The sequence below is a fragment of the Cellulosimicrobium funkei genome (assembly GCF_004519295.1).
Taxonomy (GTDB): Bacteria; Actinomycetota; Actinomycetes; order Actinomycetales; family Cellulomonadaceae; genus Cellulosimicrobium; species Cellulosimicrobium funkei.
Genome location: NZ_SOZH01000007.1, coordinates 53,880 through 73,290 on the forward strand (window position 1 = coordinate 53,880; position 19,411 = coordinate 73,290).

A 19,411-nucleotide genomic window follows, 5' to 3' on the forward strand; every position below is an offset into this window, starting at 1 on the left:
GCCGGTCACGGGGCCGGGAGCAGGGGTCACGGTCACCCAGTCTACGAACCGCGGGGCGACACTCGCGGTCCGAGGGGTGGGCGGCGCTGGACATCCCGGCGGAAACCGCTAGGTTGTGGGCATCTACGCCCGGCCGTCGCCGGGTGCTCGCCCTGGTCGCAGGACCGCCGTCGCGCGCCACACGTCGCCGCGGGACGGGAACGTGCCGCGGGCGGGACCGTCCAGCCACCGACAGGGGAAGTGGCCTCTCGATGCCCGACGACGTCGCGCCGCCCGCCGTCGAGGCCGCCGGGGACGTCCCGGTCGCCTCGGGCGGCCGACGCCTGCGCTGGGCCGACCTGCCGCTCGCGCTGCGCGACGAGCTGGAGGCGGTCGCCGGGGGCAGGGTCGTGCACGAGCGGTCGGTCCCGGCGGGGTTCAGCCCGGGGCTCGCGTCCGTCCTCACGCTCGACGACGGCAGCCGCCTCTTCGTCAAGGCCGCTCGGACCGCCGACGAGCCCGTGGCCGCCGACCTGCACCGCGCCGAGGCGAAGGTCGCGACGCGGCTGCCCCGCGCGGTCCCGGCGCCGCGCTTCGCGTGGGGCCACGGCGACGGCGACTGGGTCGCGCTCGCGTACGAGGCGGTCGACGGGCGCTCGCCCGGCACGCCGTGGGACCCGCACGAGCTCGACCGCGTGCTCGCGGCGCTCGTCCGCGTCGCGTCCGTGCCCGGCGCCCGGGCGATGCGCCTGCCGCCGACCGGCCCCGACTTCGCCGACATGGCGACCGGCTGGCGGGCCCTGCGCGCGCACCCCGACGCCGGCCTCGCCACGCTCGTGCCCTGGGCCGCGGAGCACCTCGACGCGCTCGCCGAGGCTGAGCGCGGGGCGCTCGTCGCGTGCGAGGGCGAGTCGTTCGTGCACGGCGACCTGCGCGCCGACAACGTGCTGCTGACCCCGGAGAAGGTGTACCTCGTGGACTGGCCGTACGCGTCGCGCGGCGCCGCGTGGCTCGACCTCGCGATGCTCCTGCCGAGCGTCGTCATGCAGGGCGTCCGGGACGTGTGCGAGCCCGTCACGGTGAGCGCCGACCCGGCGCGACGCGCGCGCGGGGGCGCCTGGGCGGCTGCGACGTTCGCCGCGCACCCGCTCGGCCAGGACGTGCACCCCACGGACCTGCGCGCCGTCGTCGCCGGGATCGCCGGGTACTTCCTGCACTCCGCGCGGCAGCCCGCGATCCCGACCATCCCCCGCCTGCGACCGTTCCAGCGCGCCCAGGGCGTCGCGGCCGTCGCGTGGCTGGAGCAGCTCGGGCTCTGAGCGCGGGCGGGCCCCGGCGCCGTCGTGGCGCCGGGGCCGTCGTGGCGTCAGGGCCGTCGTGGCGTCAGGGCCCGGGCGTCAGTCCTGCCAGACCTGCACGACCGCGGGCCGCGGCCCGGCGAAGGCTCCCGGCGGCACCGGGGCGCCCGGCGTGAGGTAGTCCGGGAAGTGCGACACCTGCGCGTCGAACGTCCCGTCCTCGCCGGGGTGCTGCACCGCGACGTAGACCATGCGGTCCGCCGAGTCCACGACGGGCCCGCACGTCTCGGCGCCGCGCGGCACCGAGAGGAACTGCTCGACCCGCCCGCGCTCGCGGCCGTCGGGCGTGACCTTGAACAGCCCGTCGCACTTCTGGATCGTGCTCGGCTGGCCGTCCGTCGAGATCCACAGGTTGCCCTCGGCGTCGAACGCGAGGTTGTCCGGGCAGGAGATCGGGGAGACCTTCTCCTTCGGGTAACCCGAGAAGTAGGTGGAGGTGTTCGTCGCGGGGTCGCCCGCGACCAGCAGCAGGTTCCAGCGGAAGGTCAGCGACGCGGCGTCGTCGCGGTCCTCGACGATCTCCACGACGTGCCCGTCGCGGTTGGTGTTGCGCGGGTTCGGCTCGGTCGCGGCCTCCGCCGCCGCCGGGCCGCGCGCGGTGTTGTTGGTGCACGCGACGTAGACGCGACCCGTGACCGGGTTGGGCTCGACGTCCTCGGGGCGGTCCATCTTCGTCGCCCCGACCTTGTCGGCCGCGACGCGCGTGTAGACGAGCACCTCCTCGAGGCTCATGCCCTCGACCTCGCTGCGGCCGTCGACGACGAGCGGGACCCACTCGCCCCAGCCGTCGAACGCGCCGTCGGACGGCACCGCGCCCGACCCGTCGATCTCGGACGCCGGCGAGTCGCCGCGGAACCGCGCGACGTACAGCGAGCCCTCGGTGAGCAGAGTCTTGTTGTGGCGGCGCGCGCCCTCGCTGTTCCCCGGGCGCATCGTGCGCGACGAGACGAACTTGTACACGTAGTCGAAGCGCTCGTCGTCGCCCATGTACGCGACCGCGTTCCCCCGGCGCGAGAGGATCACGTTGGCGCCCTCGTGCTTGAACCGGCCGAGCGCGGTGTGCTTCACCGGCGGCTCGTCGGGCGCGTACGGGTCGATCTCGACGATCCAGCCGAACCGGTTCGGCTCGTTCTCGTACCCGGGGTTGCGGGCGTCGAACCGCGGGTCGTCGAGCTCCCACCCGTACCCGGTCGCGGCGTCGCGCAGGCCGTAGCGCGCGTCGTGGCCCGTGCCCGACGTGCGGAAGTAGCCGTTGTAGTTCTCCTCGCCCGAGAGCACGGTGCCCCACGGGGTCGTGCCGCCCGCGCAGTTGTTGAGCGTGCCGAGCACGCGCGTGCCCGACGGGTCGGCGACCGTCTTGACGAGGTCCGACCCCGCGACGGGCCCGGTGAGGCGGAACTCGGTCGTCAGGTGCACGCGGCGGTTGTACCGGCTGTCGGCCACGTAGTCCCACGGCGTCCCGGTCCGACGACGACGCACCTCGACGACGGACATGCCGTGCGCCGCGCGCTCGATCGCCCGGCGCGTCGGGGCGTCGTACGAGGCGTCGAACATGATCGCCGGGTTCGTGTACTCGTGGTTCGCGACGAGCAGCCCGCGCGTCCCCCGGCCCGGCCCCTTGCCCGCGCCACGGCCGCCGGCGAGGGCGTGCTGGCGCTCGAACGGCAGGATGTCGAGGTAGTCGTTGTTGTAGCCGAACTGCCGCGCCTGCTGCTCCGGGGTCTGGCGCGAGACGTCGAACGGCGCCCCGCCGCGCAGGATCGGGTCGCCCCAGCGGATCACCGGGCGCCACCGGTAGCCCTCGGGGACGACGAGCGCGTCGCGCGTCGCGGGCTGGGGCGAGATCGCGCCGAACGCGAGGCCCTTCTGCGGGCGGCCACCGCCGTGGCCGCCGTGCGCCACGACGTCCTGGGCGGCGGCGGACGGCGCGGCGACGGTCTGGGCGCCGAGCACGACGGCCGCGGCTCCCACCGCGAGCCCGCCGAGCAGCGCGCGGCGCGACAGCGCGCCCGCGACCACGTCGCGGAACGTCTCGTTCGCGCTCTCGTTGGGGACCGGGTGCGAGCACGCGTCCGCGCACTTCAGCCGGCAGGTGACGGGGCTGCGCTTGCCGCGCGCGTGCGGCGCGACGGAGAGCAGGGGGCGATGCTCAGGGGCAGGCGTGATCGTCATCGGTCGTCTCCACGGGTCGGGGGGCCTCCCCGTCACCGGGGAGTCGGCCCGACGCTAGGAACGATCGATGACCGGCCGGCCACCGCCCGGAGGACACCGGGTGAACTCTCGGCGCCGGCCGGGTGCTCAGCCCTTCGACGCCCGGTGCTCGCGCAGCACCTCGGCCGCCTGCGGCAGCACGTCCGCGAGGTCGCCGACGACCGCGAAGTCCGAGATCTCGAACAGCGGGCACTCCGGGTCGTTGTTCACCGCGACGATCACCTGCGAGGCCTGCATGCCGCCGCGGTGGTGCGGAGCGCCCGAGATGCCCGCGCCGATGTACAGGCGCGGCGCCACGGTGACGCCCGTCTGCCCGACGAACTGGTCGTGCCAGCCCTCGTAGACGGCGTCGCGCGTCGCGCCCACGGCGGCGCCGAGCGCGTCGGCGAGCTCGACCACGGGGCCGAAGTCGCCGTTCGTGCCGCGGCCCCCGGCCACGACGATCGCAGCCTCCCCGAGCGCGGGGCGCCCCGCGCCCGCGGACGCGTCGACCGTGCGGGACACGACGCGCGCCGCGGTCGCCGCCGGGGTCAGCTCGACGCGCAGCGCCTCGACCTCGGTCGCGACGGCGGCGTCCGCCGGCTGCGGCACGACCGAGTTCGCGCGGAGCGTCAGCACCGCCGGGTCGGTGAGGATCTCGCTGCGCACGTCCCACGAACCCGCGAAGACGCGCTTGTCCGCCACGAGGTGGGTGCCGTCGTCGTGCAGCGCGGAGGCGTCGACGACGAGGCCGGCGCCCGTGAGGAACGCGAGGCGCGCCGCGGCCTCCTTGTTCGGGAACGACGACGTCAGCAGGACGGCGTCGGCGTGCGACGCGCGCGCGGCGGCGGCGAGGACCTCGGCGACGACGGGCGTCAGGTGCAGCGCGTCGCCGGTGACGACCTCCCCACCCGACGACGGCTCCGCCTGCCGCACGAGCGCGACGCCGTGCGCGCCGAGCTGGGCGAGGACGCCGACGCTCGGCGCCTCGAGCGCGACGGCCTCCACGCGACCCAGCGCGCGGCCGAGGGTGATCAGCTCCAGCACGGGCGACCGCAGCTCGGTGGCCGCGGAGTCGAGGAGGACGAGGACGGTACGGGCCCCGGGGGTGCTCATGTGCGGACGCCTCTCAGACCAGGTCGTTGCGGATGAGGAACTCGGCGAGGGCGCGGCCGCCCTCGCCCTTGTCGACGACGATCTCGGCGTCGGGGCGCGGCGGCCGCGGCGACGCGTCGAGCACGCGCGTGCGGGCTCCGGCGTCGCCGACGAGCGCCGCGTCGACGCCGAGGTCGGCGAGGCTCCACGCCTCCACGGGGCGCGTGCGCGCCGCCATGATGAGCTTGAAGTTGGGCATGCGCGGGTCGTTCGCGTGGTCGGTGACCGACACGACGGCGGGCAGCGGCGCCTCGAGGACCTCCTCGACGCCGTCGAGCTCGCGCGTGACGCGCGCGGTGCGCGCGCCCGGCTCGCCCTCGACCTCGAGCTTCCCGGCCAGCGTGAGCTGCGGCAGGCCGAGCTCGGCCGACAGGAGCGTCGGGACGACGGAGCCCAGGCCGTCGAGCGCGGCCATGCCCGTCACGACGACGTCCACCGGGGCCTCGTCCGCGAGCCGGCGCACCGCGGCGGCGAGCACGCGCGCGGTGCCGAAGTAGTCGGAGCCCGCGATCGCGTCGTCGCTCACGCGCACGCCGCGGTCCGCGCCGAGCTGGAAGGAGCGGCGCACGGCGCCGTCGGCGTCCGGCCCCGCGACGGTGAGCACGACCACCTCGCTGGTCTCGCGCTCCGCCTCCGGCAGCGCCTCCTTGAGGCGCAGCGCGGCCTCGACCGCGTTCTCGTCGAGCTCGTTGAGCGTGCCCTCGTCGGCCCGGCGCACCACGCGGCCGTCCTCGAAGCCCCGGTCGGCGTGGATGTCCGGGACGTACTTCACGGCGACGACGATCCGCATCGGCTGCTCTCCCTGTGCGCTGGGCGGTCGGCCGGAGAGGTACCCGGCCCGCTCCGCCGAAGCCTACCGGCGGGCGACCGGAGGAGCCGGTGACACCCGCCACAATGGACGGGTGCACGAGCCGTCGCCCGACCCGAGACCCGCCCCGCCGACCACGCTTGGGAGCGTCGACCGGCACGCCCTCGTCCCGTCCCTCGGGGTTCGCCCCGCCGGGGACGGCGTCGACGTCGCCGTGCTCGCGTCGCACGCGACCGCCGTCGAGCTGTGCCTCGTCGACGTCGTCGACCCGGCGCTGCCCGCGCAGGACCCGGCGCGCTACCGCGAGCGCCGGGTCCCGCTCGCCGGGCCGGCCTACGGCGTCTGGCACGCGCACGTCCCGGGCGTCCGCCCCGGCCAGCGCTACGGCTTCCGCGTCCACGGCCCGTGGGAGCCCGCGGCCGGGCTGCGCCACAACCCCGCGAAGCTGCTCGTCGACCCGTACGCGCGGGGCCTCGTCGGCGAGCTCGTCGACGACCCGGCGATCCGCGGCCAGGTCGGCGACGACCCGTACGGCCCGCCCGACCCGCGCGACTCGCTGCCGTTCGTCCCGCACTCGGTCGTGGTCGCCGAGCCGGCCGGGACGCTCGCTCCCCGCCCCCGCGTCCCGTGGCGCGACACGGTGGTCTACGAGGCGCACGTACGCGGGCTCACGCAGCGCCTGGAGGCGCTGCCCGAGCACCTGCGCGGGACGTACGCGGGCGTCGCGCACCCGGTGACGATCGAGCACCTGCGGAGCCTCGGCGTGACCACCGTCGAGCTGCTCCCCGTGCACGCGAACGTGCCGGAGCCGCACCTGCTCGCGAGCGGCCGCACGAACTACTGGGGCTACTCGACGCTCGGGTTCTTCGCGCCCCACGCCGCGTACGCGACGCGCGCCGCGCAGGACGCCGGACCGGCCGCGGTCCTCGACGAGGTGCGCGGCATGGTGCACCTGCTGCACGAGGCGGGGATCGAGGTCCTGCTCGACGTCGTGCACAACCACACGTGCGAGGGCGGCGCCGACGGGTACCACCTGTCGTGGCGCGGCCTCGACAACGCCGGGTACTACCTGCACGACGGCGGCACGCCCGCGCGCCTCGCGGACGTCACCGGGACGGGCAACTCGCTCGACTTCCGCCGCCCCGCGGTCGTGCGGGCCGCGCTCGACTCGCTGCGGTACTGGGCCGAGGTCGTCGGGGTCGACGGCTTCCGGTTCGACCTCGCCGTGACGCTGGGCCGCGGCGCGACCGGGTTCGACCCGGACCACTCGTTCCTCGTCGCGCTCCAGACCGACCCGGTGCTGTGCGGGCTCAAGCTCGTCGCCGAGCCGTGGGACGTGGGCCCCGGCGGCTGGCGCACCGGCCAGTTCCCGCCGCCGCTCGCCGAGTGGAACGACCGGTTCCGCGACGCGGCCCGCCAGTTCTGGCTCGCGGACGCGCGCGAGGCGTCGCACGGGCGCCCGGGGCACGGCGTGCGCGACCTCGCGACGCGGCTCGCGGGGTCGGCCGACCTGTTCGGCCACTCGGACCCGCCGCTCGTGCGCGGGCCGGTCGCGTCGGTGAGCTACGTGACCGCGCACGACGGCTTCACGCTCGCCGACCTGGTCGCCTACGACCACAAGCACAACCTCGCGAACGGCGAGAACAACCGCGACGGCACGGACGACAACCGGTCCTGGAACCACGGGCTCGAGGGCCCCGTCACCCCGGACGCCACCGCGGGCGGCGTGCTCGACGGGCTCGGCGTCGAGATCGCCCCGCTGCGGCGCCGCTCGATCCGCAACCTCCTCGCGACGCTCGTGCTCGCCGCGGGCACCCCGATGATCACCGCGGGCGACGAGATGGGCCGCACCCAGCGCGGCAACAACAACGCCTACGTGCAGGACGACGAGACGTCGTGGGTGTCGTGGGACCTGTCCCCGTGGCGCAAGGACCTGCTCGCCACCGCGCGCCACCTCCTCGCGCTGCGGCGCGAGCACCCCGCGCTGCGCCCCGACGCGTTCTTCACCGGCCGCCCGCGCCCGGCGGCGCCGGACGGCCCCGGCGGTGCGGTGTCCGGTGCGGGGGCTGGTGCGGCAGCCGGCACGGGGACCGGTGGGGAAGGCGGCACCGAGGCGGGTGCGGCAGCCGGCACGGCGGCCGGTGGAGAGGGCGGCACCGGGGCGGGCACGGCGGCCGGCAGCGGCCAGGGCCCCCGCCCGACGGCGGTGCCCGACCTGGCGTGGTTCGACGCCGACGGCGGACCGCTGGACCACGGGGCGTGGCACGACCCGGGCGTCCGGACGCTCCAGATGCTGCGCACCGCCCCGGAGCCCGGCGACGCCGACGTGCTCGTCGTGCTCACCGGGGCGCTCGACCCGGTCGACGTCACGCTCCCCGGTCTGCGGGCCGCCGCGGGCGGCGAGCCCGAGCGCTGGGAGCTCGCGTGGGACTCCGACTGGGAGCACCCGGACGACCCGGACCGCGCCCCGGGCGAGAGCGCCGCCCGCCCGGGCGACGTCGTCGGGCTCGAGGCGCTGAGCCTGCGCGTGTACGTCTCCCCCACCCCGCCGAGGTAGAGCCGAGGTCCCCCGAGGTAGAGGCGTGGTCTCGCGAGGTAGAGGCCTGGTCACCCGAGGTAGAGGCGTGGTCGTTCATGCCCGCCGAGGTCTGGACACGTGCTCTACTCTTCCCGCATGAGTGACAGCGCGGTCGACTCCTCCCCCACCTCTCCCACGATCGAGGACCCCGAGGTCGTCGTCGTGGGGGCCGGGCTCTCCGGCCTCGTCGCGGCGACCGAGCTCACGGCCGCGGGTCGCCGGGTGGTCCTGCTCGACCAGGAACCGGCGGCGAGCCTGGGCGGCCAGGCGTGGTGGTCGTTCGGCGGCCTGTTCCTCGTGGGCTCTCCCGAGCAGCGGCGCATGGGCGTCACGGACTCCGCCGAGCTCGCGTTCGACGACTGGCTCGGGTCCGCGCAGTTCGCGCCCGGCGCGGACCGCGGCGAGGGACCCGACCGCCACGGCTACGCGTGGGCGCAGGGCTTCGTCGGCTTCGCCGCCGGGGAGATGCGCGGCTGGCTGCACGACAAGGGCGTGCGGTGGTTCCCGCTCGTGCAGTGGGCGGAGCGCGGCGGGTACCCGGTGCGATCGGGCGCCGACGGGTCCGCCGCCGGCGCGCACGGCAACTCCGTGCCCCGCTTCCACGTCACGTGGGGCACCGGCCCGGGCATCCTCGAGCCGTTCGTCCGCGCCGCCCTGGACGCGCGCGCCGCGGGCCTGCTCGACGTCCGGTTCCGGCACCGGGTCACGTCGCTCGTCGTGACCGACGGCGCGGTGACGGGCGTGCGTGCGGAGGTGCTCGCGCCGTCGGACGCCGGGCGCGGGGTGCCGTCGTCGCGCGACGTCGTCGGGGAGGTCGAGATCGCGGCGAGCGCCGTCGTCGTGACCTCGGGAGGCATCGGCGCGAACCACGAGCTCGTGCGCTCCCGCTGGCCGCAGACGGCGGGCCGGCTCCCCGCCCGCATGCTGTCCGGCGTCCCCGACTCGACCGACGGGCTCATGATCGGCGTCGCCGCCGACGCGGGCGCGGCCCTCGTGCACGAGGACCGCATGTGGCACTACCCGGAGGGGATCGCGAACCACTCGCCGGTGTGGACGGACCACGGGATCCGCATCCTCCCCGGGCCGAGCTCGCTGTGGCTCGACGCCGACGGCAACCGGCTGCCCGCCCCGCTGTTCCCCGGCTTCGACGCCCTCGGCGCGCTCCAGCACGTCACCGAGCGCGGCGACGACCACTCCTGGTTCGTGCTCAACAAGGCGATCATGGAGTCGGAGTTCGCGCTGTCCGGCTCGGAGCAGAATCCCGACCTCACGGGCAAGGACGTGCGGCTCCTCGCCCAGCGGGTGCTGCCCGGCGCCGTCGGGCCGGTCGCACGGTTCGCCGAGCAGTCGCCGGAGTTCGTGTGGGCGGACACCCCCGAGGAGCTCGCCGCCCGGATGAACGCGCTCGTCGAGGCGACGCCGGGCTCGCGCGGGCACGTCGACCCGGCGGCCCTGGCGCGCGTCGTCCGCCTGCGCGACGAGCAGGTCCGCACGGGGCTGGGCAAGGACCCGCAGGTCGTCGCGACGGCGATGGCGCGCCGCTACCGCGTCGACCGGCTCATCCGCGTGTCGCCGCCACGACCCCTGACGACGCCGAAGGACGGGCCGCTGCTCGCCGTCCGCCTCTCCGTGCTGACGCGCAAGACGCTCGGCGGCCTGTGGACGGACACCTCCGCGCGGGTCCTGCGCGCGGACGGGTCCGTGCTGCCCGGGCTCTGGGCCGCGGGCGAGGCGGCCGGGTTCGGCGGGGGCGGCGTGCACGGCCACCGCGCGCTCGAGGGGACGTTCCTCGGCGGGTGCCTCTACTCCGGCCGTGTCGCGGGCCGCGCGGTCGCCGCCGACCTGGGCTGACCCGGGTAGGGTCGGCGACCATGACCGTGCCCGACGACGCGTCCCCGGCCCCCGCGCCCGGCGCCCCCGCGGCGGTCGACCACCTCGACGTCCCCGCGTGCGAGCGCCTGTTCCGCCGCAACGGTCTCCCGCTGCTCGTCGAGGGGCACTCGCTCGACCGCGACGTGTTCGGGCGGTCGGCGCCGTTCCTGCTCGTCGTGCTGCTCGCCGAGCTCTCCGGCGCGGTGCGCTCGGGCTGGCCCGCGTGGGCGAACGCGCTCGCGCTCCTCGGCGCAGCGGCCCTCGTCGCGGCCGCGTACGCGGGGCTCAACGTGGTGCGCGGTCGGCCGTGGTCCACGCTCCCCCAGTCCGTCGGCGTCCCTGAGCTCGCGTTCTTCGTGCTCGTGCCCGCCCTGCTGCCGGTCGTGTTCGGCGGGCAGTGGGGCGACGCCCTGCTCACCGTCGTCGGCAACCTCGTGCTGCTCGGGGTCGTGCGGGTCGTCGTCGGGTACGGCGTGCTGTCGTCGCTGTGGTGGGGGCTCGCGCGCGTCACCGACGAGCTCGGCGCCGCCCTGCTGCGGCTCGTGCGCCTGCTGCCGCTGCTGCTCGTGTTCTCCCTCGTGCTCTTCTACAACGCCGAGGTGTGGCAGGTGTTCGACCGCACGCACGGCGTCGCCGACCTCGTGCTCGGCGCGTTCTTCGCGCTGCTCGTCGTGCTGTTCGTCGGGCTGCGCTCGCCCGCGGAGGCGCGCGAGGCGCTCGCGGAGACCGCCGCCCGCCACCCCGGGCACGAGCGCGCGGCGCGCTTCAGCCGCGGCCAGACGGCGAACCTCGCGACGATGATCGCGACGAGCCAGCTCCTCCAGGTCCTCGTCGTGAGCCTCGGCATGGGCGTGTTCTTCATGGCGCTCGGCACGCTCACGGTGACCCCCGAGGTCATGGCGCTGTGGGACGTCGACGGCGGCACCTGGCAGCGCACGCTCTCGCTCGTCGGCGGGGGTGGCGTCGGCGGCGCGGACCTCGTCGTGACGCAGACCCTGCTACGCGTCTCCGTCGCGATCGCGACCTTCACCGGCCTCTACTACGCGATCTCCGTGCAGGTCGACGCCGTGTACCGCGAGGAGTTCGTGGACGGCATCGAGACCCAGCTCGCCGACGTGCTGCGCGCGCGCTCGCGCTACCTCGACCTCCTCGCCCCACCCCCGCCCGCGAGATAGAGGCCAGGTAGTCCGAGATAGAGGCCAGGTACGCCGGAGTAGAGGCCAGGTACACGACCATTCCTCTACCACGACGGACCAGGGCTCTACCTCGGCGAGGAAGGTCGCGAGCTGTCTGCGCGGCGTCGGAGCGCGAGGCGACGCGACTCCGCGAGACGACAGCCGACCGCCACCGGGTCGCCCAGGTCCTCCCAGGTGAAGCGCACGACCGTCCAGCCCGCTGCCACGAGCGCCGCCTCGCGGGCTTCCTGCGCGCGCCGGACGTCTGCCGGGTCCCCGTACGCCCCGCCGGAGTACTTCACCGCCCCGTCGAACTCGATCACCAGCCGGGCGTCGAGCCAGGCCAGGTCGACGACGTACCTCCCGCGCGACGTCAGGACCGGTACCTGCGGGCGAGGCGCGGGCAGACCGCCGAGCACGGCCGCGAGCCGCACGAGCGTCTCTCCCGGGGACTCCGACCTCGGGTCCGCGAGCTCGAGAGCACGGCGCGCCCGCACGACGCCGCGCTTGCCGCGTGACTCCTCGACGATCGAGTCGACCACGTCCCGGTCCGCACCCAGGCGCAACGCGGAGTCCACCACGACGAGGCTGCGCTCGAGCGGCAGCGACCGCGCACAGTCGACGAGGGTGCGCTCGATGCTGGTGACAGGGACGCCGTCGAGGACCGCGCGGTCACGGACCGGTAGATCGGTCCAGTGCCGTCGCACGGCAGCGTCCCGCTCTCTCGTCACGTTCGGGTGGCCGAGCTGGGTCAGGTGCGCGAACGGCGGGAGCCGCCAGGTCCAGCAGCCCCAGAGCAGAGCCGCGGTGTCGTGGCTCACCCAGAACGGCGTCACGAGCCGGTCGACCAGTCCGCGCACCTCGCCGAGCAGCCACTCCTCGCGCTCCGACGGCGCGGAGTGCGCCGAGGGGAGGTAGACGCCGCGCCGTACCCGCACGAGCTCACCGGCGCGTGCTCGCGCTGCCAGCTCCGCGCGGCGTCGACGGACGTAGGGCACAGCAGGCGGAACCCTCCGAGGCCCGTTGCTGTCCGCGGTGTAGCGACCGGAGGGGCGGGTCGGGACCGGACCGGCCCCGAGCCTGCGCCGTGCTGCTGGGTCGTGGCTGGTCGGGAAGCTGCCCGTCGTCTCGTCCATCGGCCCAGCGTGCCGGTCGTCACCCCGTCGCGGGGCGAGTACGGCAGATCTGTGGATGACGAAGGCGCCGCCCCTGCACGACGGTCCGCCGCCGTCGACCTCCGTCCATGGACGGGCGAGCCGAGAGGGCCTGGCCGACGACGGCCAGGCCCTCTCGCCATCGCATGACGCAGCCGCCTCACGCGACCGCACCTCTACCTCGCGCGACCAGGGCGCTACCTCGGCGCTACCTCGCGCGGCCACGTCTCCACTTCGCGTGACCTCGGCTCTACCTCGCGCGACCAGGGTTCTACCTCGCGAGGGGAGGCTCTACCTCGGTGGGGGTGTCAGGCGTTGGTGACGAGGCCCAGCTCGGCGACGCTCGGGAGGCCGTCGTGGGTCGGGACGACGCGGACGGTGTAGCCGAACGGTCCGGACGCGTCGAGCACGACCTCGCCCGCGAACGCGTAGCGGCCGGCCTCGTACGTCTCGGCCAGCGCGAGCGGCTCGGCCGTGAACTCCTCGATGACGTCGGCCTCGCTGACGCGCCCGTGCACGACCTGCACCTGGACGTCCTCGGGGCGCAGGTCGCCGAGCGACACGTACGCGCGGACCGTGAGGCGGTCGCCGACCTGCGGCACCTCGCCGATGCCGGCCGAGTCGACGTGGTCGACGCGCACGCGCGACCAGCCGTCGCGCACGGCGTGCTTCCACTGCGCGAGCTCTCGGGCGGGTGCGAGCCCGTCGGCGGCCAGCGCGCGCCCGGCCGCGGCGGCCGGGGCGTACAGGCGCGTGACGTACTCGCCGACCATGCGCGTCGCCTGGACCTTGGGGCCGAGCGTCGCGAGCGTGTGCCGCACCATCTCGAGCCACCGGCCGGGCACGCCGTCGGCGTCGCGGTCGTAGAAGCGGGGCGCGACCTGCTGCTCGACGAGGTCGTAGAGCGCGGCGGCCTCGAGGTCGTCGCGACGGTCCGCGTCCTCGACGCCGTCGGCGGTCGGGATGGCCCAGCCGTTCTCGCCGTCGTACCACTCGTCCCACCACCCGTCGAGGATCGACAGGTTGAGGCCGCCGTTGAGGGCCGACTTCATGCCCGACGTCCCAGACGCCTCGAGCGGGCGCAGCGGGTTGTTGAGCCAGACGTCGCAGCCCGGGTAGAGCGACTGCGCCATGGCGATGTCGTAGTTGGGCAGGAAGACGATGCGGTGCCGCACCTCGGGGTCGTCCGTGAAGCGCACGAGCTGCTGGATGAGCCGCTTGCCCTGGTCGTCCGCGGGGTGCGACTTGCCCGCCACGACGAGCTGGACCGGTCGCTCGGGGTGCAGCAGCAGCGCCTTGAGCCGCTCCGGGTCGCGGAGCATGAGCGTGAGCCGCTTGTACGTGGGGACGCGGCGCGCGAACCCGATGGTGAGGACGTCGGGCGAGAGGACGTCGTCGACCCAGCCGAGCTCCGCCGGGGTCGCGCCGCGCTCGCGCCAGGACTTGCGCACGCGGCGGCGCGCCTCGTCGACGAGCCGGCCGCGCATCTCGCGGCGGATCCCCCAGAGCTCGCCGTCGCCGACGGCGCCCTCCCCGCCGCCGCGCAGCCAGCGCGACGACGCGTGCTCGGCCGTGAGCTCGTCGAGCCCGAGCCGCTCGGCCTCGAGGGCCGCGAGCGCCGGGTCGACCCACGTGGGCGAGTGGACGCCGTTCGTCACCGAGGTGATCGGGACCTCGCGGGCGTCGAAGCCCGGCCACAGGCCCTCGAACATGCCGCGCGACACCTCGCCGTGCAGGAGGGAGACGCCGTTCGCCCGCCCGCCGAGGCGCAGGCCCATGACGGCCATGTTGAACACGGTCGGGTCGCCGCCGTCGTAGTCCTCGGCCCCGAGGGCGAGGACGCGCTCGACGGGCAGGCCGTCGACCGCCATGTCGCCGCCGAAGTACTGCGTGACGAGGTCGCGGCCGAACCGGTCGATGCCGGCGGGCACGGGCGTGTGCGTCGTGAAGACCGTCGCGGCGCGGACGGCCTCGAGCGCCGCGTCGAACGTGAGGCCCTGCTCGACGAGCTCACGGATGCGCTCGACGCCGAGGAACCCCGCGTGGCCCTCGTTGGTGTGGTAGACCTCCGGCTCGGGCGCGCCGGTGAGGCGCGACCACAGGCGCAGCGCGCGCACGCCGCCGACGCCGAGCAGCAGCTCCTGCTGGAGGCGGTGCTCGCCGCCGCCGCCGTAGAGGCGGTCGGTCACCTTGCGCGCGGCCTCGTCGTTGCCGGGCACGTTCGAGTCGAGCAGGAGCAGCGGCACGCGGCCGACGGCCGCGACCCACACGTGCGCGTGGAGCGTGCGGCCCCCGGGCAGGGCGAGCGAGACGCGCGCGGGCGTGCCGTCGTCGTCGCGCAGGAGGGTGAGCGGCAGGCCGTCCGGGTCGAGGAGCGGGTACGTCTCGACCTGCCAGCCGTCGCGCGTGAGCGACTGCTTGAAGTATCCGGCGCCGTAGAGGAGCCCGACGCCGACGATCGGCACGCCGAGGTCGCTCGCGCTCTTGAGGTGGTCGCCGGCGAGGATGCCGAGGCCGCCGGAGTACTGGGGCAGCACGGACGTGATGCCGAACTCGGGCGAGAAGTACGCGATCGCGGCCGGGAGGGAGCCACCGCCCTCCGACGCCTCCGACACCTCCGCGGCACGCTGCTGGTACCACAGCGCGTCGTCGAGGTAGTGGCGCAGGTCGGCCGCCGCGGCCCGCACGCGCTCGACGAACGCGCCGTCGGCGGCGAGCTCCGCGAGACGCTCGGGACCGAGCGCACCGAGCAGCGCGACGGGGTCGCCGTGGACCGCCGCCCACGTCTCGGGGTCGATACCGGCGAACAGGTCGCGCGTGGGCGCGTGCCAGGACCAGCGCAGGTTGTGCGCGAGCTCGTCCAGGTCGCGCAGCTCGGCGGGCAGCAGGGTGCGGACGGTGAACCGTCGGATGGCTCTCACGGGGACGAGACTACGCAGCCTGGCGCCGGTGCACACCCCCGCGCCGCAACCTGTGTGTAACGCTTGCATGAAATTTCACCCGGCTATCGTGCGCGACCCGTGCGCGACGCGCCGACCCCTCCCCCAGGTGCCTGGCCCCCGCGCCCCTCGATACGTTGTGCGTGTGACGTCGACCCCTCCGGCCCTCGCGCCGCGCCGCCCCCGCGCCACCGGTGCCCCTCGCCCCCGAGGCGGCGCCCCCGCCCCCGCCCCCGCCGCACCCGTCGGACGCATCCCCGTGCTCGAGGTGTCGCCCGTCGTCGAGGGCGGCCGGTGGCCCGCCAAGGCCGTCGTCGGCGAGATGGTGCCGATCGAGGCGACCGTCTTCCGGGAAGGCCACGACGCCGTCGCCGCGACCGCCGTCCTCGTCGCGCCCGACGGCACCGAGCGCACGGCGCCCATGGTCGACGTCGCCCCCGGGCTCGACCGGTTCCGCGCCACGCTCCACCCGGACGCGGTCGGCGACTGGTCGCTGCGCGTCGAGGCGTGGAGCGACCCCTACGGCACGTGGGCGCACGACGCGACGGTCAAGGTCGCGGCGGGCGTCGACGTCGAGCTCATGCTCGCCGAGGGCGTGCTGCTCTTCGAGCGCGTCCTCGCCGACGCCGTCCCCCTCCCCGGGCGCGACGGCACGCCCGGCCGCCGGACGCCCGCGGACGAGCGCACGCTCACCGACGCGCTCGCTGCGCTCGCCGACGCGACCCGCCCCGCCGAGGCCCGGCTCGTCGCCGCGACGTCGCCCGAGGTGCGCGACGTCCTGGAGCGCGCCCCCCTGCGCGACCACGTCACGGCGTCGGCCACGTACCCGCTGCGCGTCGAGCGCCCGCTCGCGCTCGCGGGCGCGTGGTACGAGATGTTCCCGCGCTCCGAGGGCGCCCGACGGCTCAAGGACGGGCGCTGGCGCTCGGGCACGTTCACCGCGGCCGCGCGCCGTCTGCCCGCGATCGCGGAGATGGGCTTCGACGTCGTCTACCTGACCCCCGTCCACCCCATCGGCACGACGCACCGCAAGGGCCGCAACAACTCCCTCACCGCGCTCCCCGGCGACCCGGGCAGCCCGTACGCCATCGGCTCGAAGGACGGCGGCCACGACGCGATCCACCCCGAGCTCGGCAGCGAGCGCACGTTCCGCGCGTTCGTCAAGGAGGCCCGGCGGCACGGGCTGGAGGTCGCGATCGACCTCGCGCTGCAGTGCTCGCCCGACCACCCGTGGGTCACCGAGCACCCCGAGTGGTTCACGACGCGCGCCGACGGCTCCATCGCCTACGCGGAGAACCCGCCGAAGAAGTACCAGGACATCTACCCGCTCAACTTCGACAACGACCCCGAGGGCATCTACGCCGAGGTGCTGCGCGTCGTGCGCGTGTGGATCGACCGCGGCGTCACCGCGTTCCGCGTCGACAACCCGCACACCAAGCCGCTGGACTTCTGGGAGTGGCTGCTCGCCGAGGTGCGTGCGACGAACCCCGAGGTCGTGTTCCTCTCCGAGGCGTTCACCAAGCCCGCGATGATGCACACCCTCGCGCGCATCGGGTTCCACCAGTCGTACACGTACTTCACGTGGCGCAACACGCGCGACGAGCTCGCGGAGTACCTCACCGAGGTCTCGGGCGAGGCCGGCGCCTACATGCGCCCGAGCTTCTGGCCCACGACCCACGACATCCTCCCGCCGTACCTCCAGCACGGCGGCGTGGCGGGCTTCGCCGTGCGCGCGGTGCTCGCCGCCCTCGGTGCCCCCACCTGGGGGATCTACTCCGGGTACGAGCTCGTCGAGAACGTGCCGCGCCCGGGCGTCGAGGAGCAGATCGACAACGAGAAGTACGAGTACAAGCCGCGCGACTGGGCGCTCGCCGACGAGATCGGCATCTCGACGCTGCTCGCGCGGCTCAACGAGATCCGCCGGGACCATCCCGCGCTGCGCCAGCTCCGGAACCTCACGGTGCACCCGACGACGAACGACCAGGTGCTCGCGTTCTCGCGCCACCTGCCGGCCGAGCACTCGCCGACCGGCGAGGCGGACACGGTCGTCGTCGTGGTGAACCTCGACCCCCACTCCCCGCAGGAGTCGAACGTGCACCTGGACCTCGCGGCCCTCGGCCTCCCCCCGCTCGCGGACGGCCAGGACCCCTGGGCGCCGTCGTTCGTCGCGCACGACGAGCTGACCGGCGAGAGCTACGGCTGGGGGCAGGACGTGTACGTGCGGCTCGAGCCGCTGCGCCAGGTCGCGCACGTCATCCACGTGAGGGCCTCGTGACGCTCCCCCGGGACGCGGCCCCGGTCCCCGTGCGGGGACCCGCCGCCGGTCCCGCTCCCGTGCCCCCGCTCACCGCGCCCGTCCCCGTCGCGGCCCTCCCGCCGCGCCGCCAGCCGGCGCCGCCCGTCGAGACGCGCCCGGGGCTGTCCGACGACCCGGACTGGTACCGCACGGCGGTGTTCTACGAGGTGATCGTCCGCGCGTTCTCCGACTCCGACGGCAGCGGGACGGGCGACCTGCGCGGGCTCATCGACCGCCTCGACTACCTCCAGTGGCTCGGCATCGACGCGCTGTGGCTGCCGCCGTTCTACCCGTCGCCCCTGCGCGACGGCGGCTACGACGTGTCCGACTACACCGCGATCGCGCCGCAGTACGGCTCGACGTCGGACTTCGCCGAGCTCGTGAGCGAGGCGCACGCGCGCGGGATGCGCGTCGTCATCGACCTCGTCATGAACCACACGAGCGACCAGCACCCGTGGTTCCAGGCGTCGCGCGCCGACCCGGAGGGCCCGTACGGCGACTTCTACGTGTGGAGCGACGACGACACGCGCTACCAGGACGCGCGCATCATCTTCGTCGACACGGAGACGTCCAACTGGACGTTCGACCCGGTGCGGCGCCAGTTCTTCTGGCACCGCTTCTTCTCCCACCAGCCCGACCTCAACTTCGAGAACCCGCGCGCCGTCGACGCGATGCTCGACGTCGCGCGGTTCTGGCTGCAGATGGGGGTCGACGGGTTCCGTCTCGACGCGGTGCCGTACCTCTACGAGGCCGAGGGCACCAACTGCGAGAACCTTCCGCAGACGCACGAGTTCCTGCGCCGCGTGCGGCGCATGGTGGACACCGAGTTCCCGGGTCGCATCCTCCTCGCCGAGGCGAACCAGTGGCCGCGCGACGTCGTGGACTACTTCGGCACCGAGGAGGAGCCGGAGTGCCACATGTGCTTCCACTTCCCCGTCATGCCGCGCATCTTCTACGCGATCCGCGACCAGCGCGCGAACCAGGTCCTGGAGATCCTCGCCGACACGCCCGACATCCCCGCGGGCGCGCAGTGGAGCACGTTCCTGCGCAACCACGACGAGCTCACGCTCGAGATGGTCTCGACGGAGGAGCGGGCGTCGATGTACGGGTGGTACGCGCCCGACCCGCGCATGCGCGCCAACGTCGGGATCCGCCGTCGGCTGGCTCCCCTGCTCGACAACTCGCGCAAGGAGGTCGAGCTCGCGCACGCCCTCCTGCTCTCGCTCCCGGGCAGCCCGTGCCTGTACTACGGCGACGAGATCGGCATGGGCGACAACATCTGGCTGCCCGACCGCGACGCCGTGCGCACGCCCATGCAGTGGACGCCCGACCGCAACGCCGGGTTCTCCACCGCGGACCCGGGCAAGGTGTACCTGCCGCTCGTGCAGTCGCTCGTGCACCACTACGGCTACGTCAACGTCGAGGCGCAGCTCGAGCAGTCGACGTCGCTGCTGCACTGGGTGCACGGCATGCTCAAGGTCCGGCGCCGCCACAAGGCGTTCGGCACGGGCGACTTCGTGGCGCTCGAGTGCGACAACGAGTCGATCCTCGCGTTCCTGCGGCGCACGCCCACGGAGACGATCCTGTGCGTGGCGAACCTCTCCGCGACCGCCCGGTCCGCGGCGGTGCACCTGCCGGGGCACGCGGGCGCGACGCTCACCGACGTGTTCGGCGGCGCGCGCTTCCCGGCGGTCGGGGACGACGGGCGCGTCGTCATGACGTGGGGCTCGCGCGACTTCTACTGGCTCGTCGTCGGGGGCCCCGAGGGCACGACCCCCTGACGCCCGGCGAGATCGGGCGCGTCGTGGTCGGATGGAGCCTGTCGCCGTCGTGACCCGACGGCGGGGCCCCGGGCACCCCGGGGCACGACCTGCCGACGACCCGACGACCCAGCCACAGGGAGGCGC

The 19,411-nt window shown here is 74.9% G+C and carries 11 protein-coding genes; 6 read left to right on the top strand and 5 right to left on the bottom strand.

Going from position 1 to position 19,411, the window contains the following annotated elements:
• Positions 1-251: 251 nt before the first annotated feature.
• Positions 252-1,298, top strand: a complete 1,047-nt coding sequence (locus tag E1O70_RS12490) for an aminoglycoside phosphotransferase family protein (RefSeq protein WP_061268716.1) — start codon at positions 252-254, stop codon at positions 1,296-1,298.
• A gap of 78 nt (positions 1,299-1,376) precedes the next feature.
• Here the strand turns inward: E1O70_RS12490 and E1O70_RS12495 are convergent, their stop codons facing one another.
• The 3 genes from E1O70_RS12495 to E1O70_RS12505 all read right to left on the bottom strand — a co-directional run bounded on the left by E1O70_RS12495 (position 1,377) and on the right by E1O70_RS12505 (position 5,472).
• Complete coding sequence (locus E1O70_RS12495; RefSeq protein WP_061268715.1) at positions 1,377-3,509, bottom strand: PhoX family protein; 2,133 nt, start codon at positions 3,507-3,509, stop codon at positions 1,377-1,379.
• A gap of 126 nt (positions 3,510-3,635) precedes the next feature.
• Positions 3,636-4,643, bottom strand: a complete 1,008-nt coding sequence (locus E1O70_RS12500) for an electron transfer flavoprotein subunit alpha/FixB family protein (protein WP_061268714.1) — start codon at positions 4,641-4,643, stop codon at positions 3,636-3,638.
• 13 nt (positions 4,644-4,656) lie between these two features.
• A complete protein-coding gene (locus E1O70_RS12505; protein WP_061268713.1) occupies positions 4,657-5,472 on the bottom strand; it encodes an electron transfer flavoprotein subunit beta/FixA family protein in 816 nt (271 codons plus the stop codon).
• A 112-nt stretch (positions 5,473-5,584) separates the two neighbouring features.
• On the opposite strand from E1O70_RS12505, the gene glgX reads away from it, so the two are divergent.
• The 3 genes from glgX to E1O70_RS12520 all read left to right on the top strand — a co-directional run bounded on the left by glgX (position 5,585) and on the right by E1O70_RS12520 (position 11,115).
• Positions 5,585-8,047, top strand: a complete 2,463-nt coding sequence (glgX, locus tag E1O70_RS12510; protein ID WP_276321418.1) for a glycogen debranching protein GlgX — start codon at positions 5,585-5,587, stop codon at positions 8,045-8,047.
• 117 nt (positions 8,048-8,164) lie between these two features.
• A complete protein-coding gene (locus E1O70_RS12515) occupies positions 8,165-9,919 on the top strand; it encodes an FAD-binding dehydrogenase (RefSeq protein WP_061269336.1) in 1,755 nt (584 codons plus the stop codon).
• A gap of 20 nt (positions 9,920-9,939) precedes the next feature.
• Complete coding sequence (locus E1O70_RS12520) at positions 9,940-11,115, top strand: hypothetical protein (protein ID WP_061269337.1); 1,176 nt, start codon at positions 9,940-9,942, stop codon at positions 11,113-11,115.
• A gap of 86 nt (positions 11,116-11,201) precedes the next feature.
• On the opposite strand, the gene E1O70_RS12525 is transcribed toward E1O70_RS12520, so the two are convergent.
• Positions 11,202-12,113 carry a DUF559 domain-containing protein gene (locus tag E1O70_RS12525; protein WP_061269338.1) on the bottom strand — a complete coding sequence of 304 codons (912 nt, stop codon included), beginning with the start codon at positions 12,111-12,113 and terminating at the stop codon, positions 11,202-11,204.
• A 464-nt stretch (positions 12,114-12,577) separates the two neighbouring features.
• Positions 12,578-15,190 (bottom strand): alpha-glucan family phosphorylase, encoded by a 2,613-nt coding sequence (gene glgP / locus E1O70_RS12530; protein WP_061269339.1) that lies wholly within the window; start codon positions 15,188-15,190, stop codon positions 12,578-12,580.
• Between the two features lie 163 nt (positions 15,191-15,353).
• Between glgP and E1O70_RS12535 the strand changes: the two genes are divergently transcribed.
• Both E1O70_RS12535 and treS read left to right on the top strand, forming a co-directional pair.
• Positions 15,354-17,483, top strand: a complete 2,130-nt coding sequence (locus tag E1O70_RS12535) for an alpha-1,4-glucan--maltose-1-phosphate maltosyltransferase (RefSeq protein ID WP_370670931.1) — start codon at positions 15,354-15,356, stop codon at positions 17,481-17,483.
• Between the two features lie 59 nt (positions 17,484-17,542).
• Complete coding sequence (treS, locus tag E1O70_RS12540; RefSeq protein WP_255218760.1) at positions 17,543-19,285, top strand: maltose alpha-D-glucosyltransferase; 1,743 nt, start codon at positions 17,543-17,545, stop codon at positions 19,283-19,285.
• Positions 19,286-19,411: the final 126 nt, after the last annotated feature.